Here is an 11,657-nt window from a genome sequence, read left to right as displayed (position 1 = left end):
GATCGACCGGCCCGGCGTGAGCCGCACGCTCACGCGGCTGCTGGCGGCGCTGCTCGCGCCGGCGTGCCCGGTGCGGTGTTCTTGCGACGCAGCGGCACGGGCGGGGGTGTCGCGGTATGACTACCTTCGAGCCGGGTAGCTGGGCTCACGTGGCCCAGCAGATGGTTGCGACGGTCGAGAACTTCGACGACTCGCTGAAGGTCCGCTTCATCAGAAGCCGCCGCGAGCTGCTCCACGCGGACCCCACGAGCGAGGCGTTGCTGTCCTTCGGCCAGAACCAGCGCGTCGTTCCGCGCCCGGAGCGCCGGCTGGGTTCGCACGAGTACGCCGCCGCGCGGGTGCGTGGGCTACACCAGCACTTGCACGAGTTCAGCCCCGACGACCACCTGTGGAAGTTGCTGACCAGCCCGGCGCTCGCTCGCTTCGCTGACCAGCCCGAGCTGCTGAGCAAGGCGTGGGACACGACGTCGGGAGTTCTACTTGACCAGTCGGTCTACGGCGCCGTGCTGGACCTCATCGAGGCGACGCGGCAGGTCCGCCGTACCACCTGGCACTTGTACAACGTGGCCCATCAGGCGGTCAAGGCCGTCGATGGTGTCGCGGGCCCCGCGGTGTCACCGGCCAAGGTGCGGTGGATCGGTGACTCGCTTCCGCCGCGCGACCTGTGGGAAGTGGCTGTCGAGCAGTTGCAGTACGTCGATACCGAAGAAGCGCTGCTGGCGCACTTGCGGATGCTGCTCGACTTCTCCGCGCACAGCCCGCGCACGATGCAGTCGGAGATGGTCAAGCGCTGCAAGCGCACGCCTTCGCACAACACCCTCGCGGCCTGGTTGAAGGACGCGAAGATCCAGCGCCAGTTCACCGAGGGCGTGCTGGTCGCAATGGTCGAGGTGATGGTGGAGAGCATCTCCGAGACTACGGGGGTCAACATGGTCACGGTCGTCGACGCGCACCGGCGCGCCTACCGGTCGCTGATCGCGGCCCGGCACACCGACGTGCTGCTCGCCGGCCCCATCCCGCGGGCACTGGCGAACATCGCCGCGCAGGAGGAGTCACTGGGCGCCGACGACCCGTCGCGGGCTGCGTTCCGCTCAGCCCGCGAGGCGATTCTGAAGGCCGTCGTCACCGACGGGCCGCGCACGCAACGTCCACCTGAGGTCACTTGGGTGCGGCGGCCGGCATCTGATCGGCCGCCGCACCGCGGTGCCTCAAGCAGTGCGCCCACAGTCCTGATTACTGAGCCGGCTTTGCCCGCACGACGGACACTCGATGTCGGTATCTGCCCAGTTCAAAGGCACGGTCTGCTCTCGCCTCGACCACAACTCCAGGCTCGACTGGCCAGTACGCGAAGTCGTCGGCCCCGGGGAGGCCCGCGAGGATCCCGGACGCCCGCCGCGGCCCGCCCTCGGCGAGCCGCAGCCGACCGGCCAGCGACACGAGGGCCGTCCGCGACAGCGGCCCTGACAGGCCGACCGCGCGCACCCGCCCACGCCGGTCCGTCTGGCCGAGCACCAGCGCCGTCGGGCGGCTGGGGCTGCCGGTCACGCCGAGCACGAGCGCGTCGACGTCGTCGTAGTGGCGTACCTTCACCCACCCGGCGCGGCCACCGCGCAGCGGATACCGGCTGGCCAGCGGCTTCGCGACGGCCCCCTCGATACCGACGGCCGCCTGATCCGCGCTGATCCACTCCCGCCCCCGGGCGAGGTCGAGCGTCGAGACCATCAGCTGCACGCCGGCGTTGCCAGCGCCGACCACCGCAGCGAGCCGCTCGCGCCGGCGGGCCAGCGGCCACAGCGGCAGGTCGCGGCCGCGGACACCCAGCAGGTCGAACGCCACGTACACCACCGCGATGCCCTCGGCGCGGCGCCGGGCCGTAGCCCAGCGCCGCGAACTCCAGCCGACCCTGCCGGTAGGCGCACAGCTCGCCGTCGAACACCGCCCGGCCCAGCGCGGCCGCCGACTCGAGAACCCCTGGGAAGCGGTCTGTCGGGTCACTACCAGTGCGGGACTGCAGCACCCCGCCCGGCACGTGCACCACGCACCGCCATGTTGACTGAACCAGCCCAGGTCGCGCCATGGATGATCTCGGCGTACGAGCGGTTTGGACTGGGAGGCGTGGGCGTGGTGGACCCGGTGGTGCGGGAGCTGCCTCGATTGGGTCGGGTGCTCCGTGTTGCTGGGGCGCCGTGCTGGCAGGTGGTTTTCCCCGCGGCGGTGCATGAGCCGTCGGAGGGGTGGTTGCGGGACCTGGCCGCGTGCGACGTGAGCCCGACGACGCTGCGCAGCTACGCCTACGATCTGCTGCGGTGGTTTCGCTTTCTCCACGTCCTGGGCGTGCCGTGGGAGCGTGCCGAGCGGGCGCACGTGCGCAGCTTCGTCGAGTTCCTTCGCGTGGCGGCGAATCCTGCCCACGCGCGGCGGTCGCCGAACCGGCCGGCGCTCGGTTCGGTCAACGCGATCACCGGGAAACCGAACCCGGCGGCCGGGTACGCGCCCCGGACCATCAACCATCAGTTGACGGTACTGCACGGTTTCTACGAATTTGGGCTGGACGCGGACCTGGGGCCGCTGGTGAACCCGGTGCCGATGCAGCGTGCGCCGGGTGGGGGCCGGGTGCTGGCGCATCAGGGCCCGTTGGAGCCGGTGCGGCGTGAGCGACGAGGCCGGTACCGGCAGAAGGTGCCCAAAACGCTGCGGCGCAGCCTCACCGACGTGGCGGCCGACGGGTTGTTCTCGGCGCCGCGGTCCCTTTCGCGTCGACGTCGCCGAGGACGCTGTCGAGTTGCGGCAGCTCAGCGCCTACGCCTTGTTCGGCCCGGGCATCGCGCATCGCGCATCGCTGGGAAGCACTGGACGCGGCCACCGTCCTCATCGTCCGCTGGCCCCTGAGCCCCGGCTGATCAAGACGCCGCGCCCCATCTTCGCTGGGTGGGACGCCGAGGACTATGCGGTTGCGGTTCATGCCACGAACGCAGGGGTCGGCGGTTATCGTCGCGACGCAGGGATTGGCCCGGGTGGCGGAAGGATAAGCGGTGGGCGCGCTGCGCTGACGCGTACCGACTGAGCTTCTCTGCGTTTCGTGCGCGGGGATCAGGTGCTAGCGAGGACGGCAGATTGGCCGAATCTAGTACCGCCCCTGCCGGCCATGTGTTCGTCAAGGTCCGTGCACCAGCCGCCGTGCCCGCACGTGGCTCGATGCCCTCCAATCTATGACTAGACGGCGAAATCCGACGCGCTCACCTGGCCCTCCCACAGCTTCCGCCGGGGTTCGTTGGTTGGCAGCGACAACAGTGCGAACCGTGCACCGTGGGGGTCGTCCAGGAGCGCGTAGCGGCCGATGTTGGGCAGCGTGGCTGCCCGCGCGCTCGCCGCAGCCTGCGACTGACCCAGCAGTCGGATTGATCACACCGGCGCTGCGACGAAATTATGTCGCTCGACATAGATAACTGCTAGTCTAGGTTTGTCGCGGGGTTCCGCGCCTCCCGCGGGTCGCGAGAGCGGTGCGGCCAATCGGGACGGCGGCATTACGCAAGATCCGATGCGGCGCTGTCCGGCGCAGGAGGGCCGGTGGGACGCGCTTCCTCGCCGCGGAGTGTCCTCTGCCCCTGGGTCGTCACAGCATTCAGCGAACAGGAGTTCACCGAGATGTCGTCGATCCTCATCACCGTCGACTCCCAGGGCATCGGCGTGCCATGTCCCTCGAGATGGCCAAGCGCGGCCACTGCGTCATCGGCGCCGCTCGCATCCCGGAGAACCTCGCCCGCCTGCCCCTCGCCGAGCGGCTTCGGCTCGACGCGACCGACCAGTCCAGCGTGGACGCCGCCGTCGCCACGGCCGGAGAGATCGACGTGGTGATCAACAACGCGGGCGAGGCCATGCGTGCTCCGCTGAAAAGCATGCCCGTGTCTCCTTGGCGAACGAGCGCAGCGACCGCCCAGGCCGCCGCCGAAGCGGGAACGCCGCTGTCGGTCGCCGACGCCGGCGAACTGTGGAAGTTCGGCGCGCCCAGGGCTCCTGGCCGCGAAACCTGGCGATGGTGAGTGTGGACGTCAAAACAGGCGAAGCACGCCCGCGAGCGGTGGGCTGAAGTCGGTCCACAATGGACTCGCCGGCCGGTATCGCCCGTTGCCACAACCGAATGGAGATCGAAATGAGTGAGCATAGGATGCTCGAGGAGCGCAACCGCGCCATCGTGCAGAAGGCCTACGAGCTCGCGGCCCGGGATGACCTCGAGGCGCTGCTCGACGTGCGGGACCGGAATTACCGTGTGACCTTGCCGCACGGCTTCCCGGTTCCGGGCTCGTGGACCGGGGAGGCAGCCAACTCTGCGCGGCTGGAGATCTTCGGCGCACTGGGCGCCGACGGGATCGAGTACCACGAGATCATCGCCGACGGGCCGAACCGCGTCGTCGCGCTGTGCGAGCCGACCGGGCTCGACGGCGAGGGCAAGCGGTGGTCCATGCTCCTCGCGGAGTTCTTCTGGATCGAGGACGGCAAGATCACTGATATCCGACCCTTCTGGTGGGACATCGTTGAATTGCGGCGTGTCGCGGAATCACGGAAGGCGGCGCGGAGCTAGCGCCCGGACGGGCGCTGGAAAAGCACTCTCTTCAGTTGAGTACAGAATCTGGACTCAACTGCCGGTTACGGTGACAGTCGGTTCTGGTGCCCTCTCCTCAGTGAGGTCTCGGGCGGAGTGCGGAGAACGCCCGGCTGGCCTTCGCTGCATGGAAATGGGCAATCCGAGAAGGAGTAGATAATGTCACTTAACGGTTCCATCGCTGACTCGACCGCGCTGATCACGGGCAGCAACCGCGGCCTCGGCGCCGCGTTCACCCAAGCCCTCCTCGACTCCGGCGTGAAGAAGGTCTACGCCACGGCGCGAAATCCGGAGATGATCACCGCTGCCGGCGTGACCCCGATCGCGCTCGATGTCACCGACCATGCGTCTGTGGTTGCCGCCGCCGAGCGGGCTCAAGATGTCACCCTGTTGATCAACAACGCCGGGATCACGACCAACACCGACGCGCTCCACGGGGACCTTGTCAACTTCCAGACCGAATTCACTACCAATGCACTGGGTGCGCTGGACGTGACCCGCACCTTCGCTCCGATTCTTGCGCGAAATGGCGGTGGCGCCGTCCTTAACGTGCTGTCGGGCTTGTCGTGGGTGGCCATGGCGGACACCGCGGCCTACTGCGCGTCGAAGTCCGCTGCTTGGTCGATCACCAACTCTCTGCGTCAGCAGCTCGCCGGACAGAACACTCAGGTGACCGCGTTGCACATGGGTTTCGTCGACACCGACTTGATTGCCGGACTTGACGTGCCGAAGGCCGACCCGGCCGACATCGTCCGTGCCGCGCTGGAGGGTCTTGAGAAGGGGGAGGTCGAAGTCGTCGCTGACGACATCAGCAGGATGCTGAAGTCGGGACTGTCCGGTGATCTGGAGGCGCTATACGAGGCGCTCGCCGGCGCGTGACCCTGTTTACGTCGACGGCTTTGGCCTCCAGAAAGCGACCGGAGACCACTTCGCCACCGCCGATGACCCCACCGCCCACCTCGCCGTCTTGACGGAGATGCGCGCACGGGGCGTCGGAACCTTCCGCCAACTGGCCAAGTGGCTCTCAGAGCCCACCGGCTGATTCTCGGAGAACGAGTTCAACCTGGTCAAACACCCTGCGGAATAGATCCTCTCAGCTGTTGATCACGATCTGAGGTTCCCCCCCGCTGGGGGGGGAACCTCAGACTGGACGACCCGCGAGCAGATCCGACAGGCTGCCTTCGCCTCAGTATGTGCGATATGGCAGGAACTTGCCGCTCATCGTGATTCGTACGCGGTCGCCCGCTGGGTCGGGCTCCCGCTCCAGGTTCATGCGGAAGTCGATGGCGCTCATGATCCCGTCCCCGAACTCCTCATGGATGAGCTCCTTCAGAGTGGTGCCGTAGACACTGACCACCTCGTAGAACCGGTAGATCAACGGATCGGACGGGACCGCCTGGTCGAGGCTGCCCCGGCTCGGCGGTACCTGCAGCACCGCACTCGCTTCAGCCGGCAGACCGAACAGCTCGACTGCTGCGTCAGCCTGTTCGGCGGCCATCGTCATCTGGCCGAGGCACGCAGCAGCAGCCCACTCCTTACTGGTTTCAAGGGCTTCTGCCACGTCCGTCCAACGCAGGCCATTGCCAACCTTTGCGGCCATGATCTGCTGGACGATCTCACTTCTGCTCGGTGGCATGTCGTTGCTGCCTCCGCTCATCGGCCGGTAAGCGCACGGACGGCCGTGGCAGTGTCCCACACGGCGCTGGCCAAGAACCGGAAGTTGATCAGTGCTGCCAGATAGCCATCGCCCTCGGGCAGGCGAGGTCCCGCAGTTGCGTCGCGTACGACTACGACCTCGAAGCCCTGCTCCAGCAACTCACGCAGATGGCCCTCGGTGCACAGGTTGGCCGCCATCCCCGCGAGCAGCACCTGGGACACGCCGCGCTTGCGCAACTGCAGCACCAGATCGTTGGACTCGCACCCGACGATCTTGTGTGGAGAGGCGAGCACCGTGGTGCCATCGAGGATCTGGTCCTTGAAGGCGGGCAGAAAGTCTGCGCCGGACTCGGTGAAACCGTCCAGGGTCAGCGGCCCTGAGCGGCCGAACATCCCGACGGCGTGCATGTACTGCTCCAGTGGACCGCCGAACTGCCAGGCACTGTCGGACGGATAGAAATAGTGTGGCGAGACCGCGACAGTCAAGCTGACGTCCTTGGCGGTGCTGAGCAGTTCGCCAATGTGCGCGACAGTGTCGTTCTCGGTGATGCTGGGGCCGAAGATCGGCCAGGTGACACCCTCCGGGCTCAGAAAGTCGATCTGTGGGTCGGTGATGACCAGTGCCGCGCGCTTCGGGTCGAGCCGGAAGTCGCTGGCTGGCAGTGCGGGTGTCTCGGGGTCCGCGTAGATGTTGGTCACGGGGCGCGTACTCCTGTCGTCAGAACGTTGCACCCCGAAGATAAGCGACCGGTCGGTTATTAATGAAGCCTTGAACGTCACCGTTTACAACGAGGACATCAGTTGTTACCTGGCGGCAACGACTCTGCGCCCGAGCAGTCGGGGGAGGACTGTGGAAGCGAAGCGGTCGTATGGCCTGCGGCTCTGCTCGATCCGTCCGCGCAGGACGGCACCTTCCCAAGCCTCGATGATGACCGCCGCGCGGTCCTGCGCGGGCAGGTCGGCTGTGTCCAGGCGTGCCTCGCGAAGGCAGTCGGCGAGTAGACCGGACCACCGATCCATCACATCGGCGAGGGTGGCCCTGGCGTCGGCACTGTGGTCGGCGATCTCCAGCGCAAGGTTGCCGATCAGGCAGCCCAGAGCAAAGTTTCGGCTCTGGTTGTCCTCGGTCATGGCCTGGAAGAAGTTCTCCACACGTTGCAGCGGCGGCACTGTGTGGTCGCGCAGGTGCACCGCGAACTCCTGGTCGATGCAGGCCCAGTAGTGCTCCAGAACCTGGACCGCGAACTCCTCCTTAGATGGAAAGTAGCTGTAGAAGGAGCCCTTGGGGACGCTGGCAGTGTCGGCGATCTCCTTCACGCCCGAGCCATGAAAGCCGTTGGCGTGCAGGAGGGCGAGTCCGGCGTCGAGCAGGCGTAGACGGACGGCCGGGTTGGTAGGACGGGGCATATCGCCATTGTAAAGCGACCGGTTGGTTGTCCCCGGTTCCTGCCGTGGTTCGGCGACCCGCGCCCTCCCCGGGGGATCGGTCTGCCTCATGGCGAAAGTGATGCCGGCGCAAGAGAATCGTCCCGGCGAGCGCGCGTCGGTCGAGGAGCCGTGCTGTAAATCGCCACAGCGCTTCTCGCCTCGCCCGCTGCGTGGCCGGCCTGGTTGGGCAGGTGCTCCAAGCCCATTGCGGCTGACGCACGATTGATGCTGGCCGTCGACCGAAGGATGTCATGACGAACGTGAGCGACAGCGTCCGATGCGGATGGCTGGCATCCGGCTCGGCGTTGACGAAGAGTTTCGGACGGTGGACTTCGACAGCCACTCAGCCTACTTGGTTGCCGGTTCCGCGACCTCGGCCGGCTCACCGTCGAGCGGCATTTGGCGAGGCCTGGGTCGGCGTGGGGCGCAGGGCCGCACGCGGGTTTGAGAAGGGGCCGGTCCTCGCCATTTCTTTGGCGGACAACGTGCGGGTGATGCTGGCGGGAGGTTCCGCTTGATGAAGAAGTTGTCCTCCAGGACCAGCTGTTCGCCCTGCTCGGAGGTCGTTCGAAAGCGTCTGCTGATACCACTCCGACATTGCCCGGTTGGACGATCGATTCGGTGTTGACGACGTGCCGCACCCCGCTCGGCGTGGCGGCGCGCCCAGTCGAAACCGAGCGCGCTGCCCCAATCGTGCGGGCACCGCTCACTGCCCCGCGGCCGGTCTGTCCGCCTGCTTCGCCGTGCGCGAAACCCGTTGGGCGCCGCGAACCCGATTGCGGGCCGGTCAGCTGAATATCTCGACGTTCTCGGTGAGATAAGCGTGCAGCATGGTGGGTTCGCGCCCCGTGATGCGCTGGAACGCGTTGGTGTCGGTGTACTTCGTGTTGCCGCGCTCCATTCCTTGGGCGACGGCGTACCCGCACGCTGCGATGTGGCGCGACATGTCGGCCTTGAGCAGGCCGGCCTGCGGCAAGGCGGCCAGGCCGAGCAGTTCCTTCTCCCACGCCTCCCGGCTGACCGCCTCGAAGCGGACCGGACGGCCGAGGACGGCGCTGAACACCGCGGCGACCTCATGGAAGTCGCTGAACTCCGGGCCCGGCAGGTAATGGACGGGCGCGTCGGCGAACCGCTCCGGGTGCCGCAAGGCCGCGACGCAGAACTCCGCGGCGTCGAGCGCGTTCAGCCAGCTGACAGGCTTCTCGCCGAAACAGTTGCGGATCACGCCCTCGTGGCGCACCGACTGTGCCGACAACAACGGCAGGTTTTCGTGGAACACTGCCGCCATCCGCAGGATCGTCACGTCCAGCCCGGCCCACTGCAGAACTTCCTCGGCCAGCCACTGGGCGCGCCCCAGGTGGCTCGGGTGGGTCCGTGTGGATGGCCCCATCGACATCACCACCGTGCGCGGCTTCGTGCCCGTCTCGCGCACCGCTTGCGCGTAGTTCGCTGCCGCCTGCACGATTCCCGCGTCGACCGGATATGTGAGGTACGCCTGCGCCACGCCTTCCACCGCGGGCACCAGGGTCCGGTAGTCGTTGAGATCCCCGACCACGACCTCGGCCCCGAGTGCGGCCACCCGCTCGGATCGCTGATCGTGCTGTCGTACCAGGGCCCGCACCGGAATCCCGTCCTCCAGCAACCGCCGCGCGACGTGCGCGCCGGTGCCCCCGTGGCGCCCGGTCGCACCCGTGACCAAGACCGTGTCCGAACTCATCCCTGTTCTCCGTTCTGGGTATTCCCGGCTCTACGGGAACGATCACCACCGTTCCAGAGTAAGTTGGAAAAGGCAACCTTATGTTGATCAATGGGCGGCGCCGGTAGAGAAGCCGGCTTCGTGCAGTACGCCCTCCTCCGCCGGGTAGCGATGATCTCGGCCCCCCGCCGCGTGATCCGCCAGCGGCCATCGAGTTACTGCTCGAGGTGATCCACAAAGTCGACCGTCCCGCCTCTGGCACCGCGCTCGAGTACGGCAGGTGAGACGCTTGAATCCGAGCACAGCTCTGACCGGACACGATCACCTGGCGCGGTTGGTGATGTTCGCTGCCACCGATTCGGGCCCGAGTGTGCGAGAGTCGTCGACTTCCACCGGCGCTGCGGAGGCCGGTCACCCTCGGGTCGATCGTCGCGACGAAGGTCACCGCTCGCACGCGACCAGTGCTGCGAAGGGCAGGGGAAGCCTCTGGCTTGCGTATTAAAAGTCAGCGACGATAGACTGTCCAAGTGCTGCCTGTGGTGCGCGCGTTGAATTCTCGGAGGTTTCAGCATGGCTCGGGTGTTGGTTGTCGGCGCAGGGGGAACGGGCGCCTACTTCGGAGCGCGACTCTTGCAGGCAGGCAACGAGGTAGCTTTCCTGGTTCGGCCCCCGCGTCGTGAGGTCCTGCGTGAGCGAGGCCTACGCATCGTAAGCGCCCAGCACACAGAGATGCTGCGCCCCGAATTGCTCGTCGCGGGGGAGCTCTCCGACGCGTACGACGCGGTATTGCTCTCGGTCAAGGCCGACGCGCTACCGGCAGCAATAGAGGATTTCGCCCCAGCGGTGGGGCCGGAGGTGGGGATCATCCCCTTCCTGAACGGCATGGCCCACCTCGATGTCCTCAACGACCGATTCGGAGCAGATTCGGTACTGGGCGGTGTGGTCAAGGTCGTCACGTTCGTCGACGAGCATGGGGACATCCGCCAGCTCGCGCCGCTCGCGGACATGGTGGTCGGTGAGCAGACGGGCGAGCAGACGCCCCGGCTGGCCGCGCTCGCGGACGACTTCGGCTCCGCCGGCTTCGCTTTCGCGACATCCGACCGGATCGTCACGGAGATGTGGCACAAATGGGTGTTCATCGCCTCGGCCGGTGCGGTCACCACTCTGATGCACGGCAACATCGGCGAAATCGCCACCGTCCCCGGCGGTGCGGACTTCGCGACGACGGTCCTGTCCGAAGCGGCGGCAGTGTCCGCTGCAGCCGGCCATCCGATGACCAGTTGGGAGTTCGCGACCACCAGGGGGCTGCTCACGGCGAACGACTCGGCCTTCGCGCCCTCCTTCTACCGCGACCTCTCCCGCGGCCTCCCCACCGAGGTCGAACATGTCTTCGCCGACCTCGTGCTGCGCGGCGAGAAGCTCGGCGTCGACACCCCGCTGCTGAAACTGGCGACCATCAACCTGCGGGTGCACCAGAATCGCGTCTCGGCCGCCTGATCGGCACAACGCCAACCGGACGCGGTGCGGCGCGGCGCGTCTCGAACAAACCACATCGAAGACCGGAGCTGAGACGTTTTCGCTGCCCGGTATATGAGTCGGTTGCGACGCATGGATCCCGGGGGCGAATGTTTCGTGCCAATGCGGCCGTGACGTGCACCGGGTAGACGTAGCACCGACCCGGTGGATTTGCTGACAAAAGCGGGCGGGCAGTTGAAAGCTGCCTGGCGTGGCGCCGCCGAGCGGCAGCCGGGTCGTTGTGCCGGAGAGGTGTTGCCGGCGCCGGCACGGGGCGTCGTGATCGCGCGCCATTCAGCCACTGAATGCCCAACTGTGGCGTTCGAGCGTCATGTGGTCGAGTCGACGTAGCGGTCGAAACCGGCGAAGTCGGAGATAGATCCGCTTCGACTTCGGCCGGACGTAGCCGGGCGCATCGAGGGAAGTGGTCTGCTCCCATCGAAGCGCCCGGCGTGCGCCTGGAACGTCAGAGAGTGGGGTGCAGTCCGCGGACCGGGCTCAGTGCCTCCAGCACCGAGGCGAGGTGCAGGATCGTCGACTCCGCGTACCAGGAGGCCGCCAGCTGCACGCCGATCGGCAGGCCCTCGGTGGTCGTCCCGAAACGCATGGACAGGGCGGGAAGCCCGGTCAGGTTGAAGGGAACCGTCGTGGACATGACGTGGAAGACGCTGAGCGTCTTCCCGTCGAGGGTGAGCTCCGTGGCTCCGCGCTTCTGCGCGGGGGCGGTGGTCACCGGGAGCAGCAATGCGTCGTACTGCTGGA

Annotated in this window: 12 protein-coding genes; 5 read left to right on the top strand and 7 right to left on the bottom strand. The window is 67.1% G+C overall.

Going from position 1 to position 11,657, the window contains the following annotated elements; translation table 11 throughout:
* Nucleotides 1–571: 571 nt before the first annotated feature.
* Both AB0878_RS49040 and AB0878_RS49035 read right to left on the bottom strand, forming a co-directional pair.
* A complete protein-coding gene (locus AB0878_RS49040) occupies nt 572–907 on the bottom strand; it encodes a hypothetical protein (protein WP_366590516.1) in 336 nt (111 codons plus the stop codon).
* Nucleotides 908–1,233: 326 nt separating this feature from the next.
* A complete protein-coding gene (locus AB0878_RS49035; protein ID WP_366590513.1) occupies nt 1,234–2,220 on the bottom strand; it encodes a hypothetical protein in 987 nt (328 codons plus the stop codon).
* Here AB0878_RS49035 and AB0878_RS49030 point away from each other — a divergent pair.
* The 4 genes from AB0878_RS49030 to AB0878_RS49015 all read left to right on the top strand — a co-directional run bounded on the left by AB0878_RS49030 (nt 2,116) and on the right by AB0878_RS49015 (nt 5,479).
* Nucleotides 2,116–2,889 (top strand): site-specific integrase, encoded by a 774-nt coding sequence (locus AB0878_RS49030; protein WP_366590510.1) that lies wholly within the window; start codon nt 2,116–2,118, stop codon nt 2,887–2,889. The genes AB0878_RS49035 and AB0878_RS49030 overlap by 105 nt on opposite strands.
* 803 nt (nt 2,890–3,692) lie before the next feature.
* On the top strand, nt 3,693–4,040 hold the full coding sequence (locus AB0878_RS49025) for a hypothetical protein (RefSeq protein WP_366590507.1): 348 nt from the start codon (nt 3,693–3,695) through the stop codon (nt 4,038–4,040).
* Between the two features lie 125 nt (nt 4,041–4,165).
* Nucleotides 4,166–4,579 (top strand): nuclear transport factor 2 family protein, encoded by a 414-nt coding sequence (locus AB0878_RS49020; protein ID WP_366590505.1) that lies wholly within the window; start codon nt 4,166–4,168, stop codon nt 4,577–4,579.
* A 180-nt stretch (nt 4,580–4,759) separates the two neighbouring features.
* Entirely contained in the window at nt 4,760–5,479 is a 720-nt protein-coding gene (locus AB0878_RS49015) for an SDR family oxidoreductase (RefSeq protein WP_366590502.1), read from the top strand.
* Nucleotides 5,480–5,786: 307 nt separating this feature from the next.
* On the opposite strand, the gene cynS is transcribed toward AB0878_RS49015, so the two are convergent.
* The 4 genes from cynS to AB0878_RS48995 form a co-directional block, all read right to left on the bottom strand.
* On the bottom strand, nt 5,787–6,257 hold the full coding sequence (gene cynS, locus AB0878_RS49010; protein ID WP_366590499.1) for a cyanase: 471 nt from the start codon (nt 6,255–6,257) through the stop codon (nt 5,787–5,789).
* Nucleotides 6,254–6,955: an isochorismatase family protein gene (locus AB0878_RS49005; RefSeq protein WP_366590496.1), complete on the bottom strand. Its 702-nt coding sequence runs from the start codon at nt 6,953–6,955 to the stop codon at nt 6,254–6,256. Before AB0878_RS49005 ends, cynS begins: the two co-directional genes overlap by 4 nt.
* Before the next feature lie 105 nt (nt 6,956–7,060).
* On the bottom strand, nt 7,061–7,663 hold the full coding sequence (locus tag AB0878_RS49000) for a TetR family transcriptional regulator C-terminal domain-containing protein (protein WP_366590493.1): 603 nt from the start codon (nt 7,661–7,663) through the stop codon (nt 7,061–7,063).
* An 808-nt stretch (nt 7,664–8,471) separates the two neighbouring features.
* The gene (locus tag AB0878_RS48995; protein ID WP_366590490.1) at nt 8,472–9,401 is read right to left on the bottom strand and encodes an NmrA family NAD(P)-binding protein; all 930 of its coding nucleotides are present in this window, start codon (nt 9,399–9,401) and stop codon (nt 8,472–8,474) included.
* 549 nt (nt 9,402–9,950) lie between these two features.
* Between AB0878_RS48995 and AB0878_RS48990 the strand changes: the two genes are divergently transcribed.
* Nucleotides 9,951–10,877 carry a 2-dehydropantoate 2-reductase gene (locus AB0878_RS48990; protein ID WP_366590487.1) on the top strand — a complete coding sequence of 309 codons (927 nt, stop codon included), beginning with the start codon at nt 9,951–9,953 and terminating at the stop codon, nt 10,875–10,877.
* Between the two features lie 484 nt (nt 10,878–11,361).
* Here AB0878_RS48990 and AB0878_RS48985 read toward each other — a convergent pair.
* Nucleotides 11,362–11,657, bottom strand: a 296-nt coding sequence (locus AB0878_RS48985) for an amidase family protein (protein ID WP_366590484.1), incomplete at its 5' end; no start/stop codon positions are given.

It is taken from the genome of Amycolatopsis sp. NPDC047767 (genome assembly GCF_040704195.1).
GTDB lineage: Bacteria > Actinomycetota > Actinomycetes > Mycobacteriales > Pseudonocardiaceae > Amycolatopsis.
This window is presented reverse-complemented; position numbering and strand designations above follow the sequence as displayed.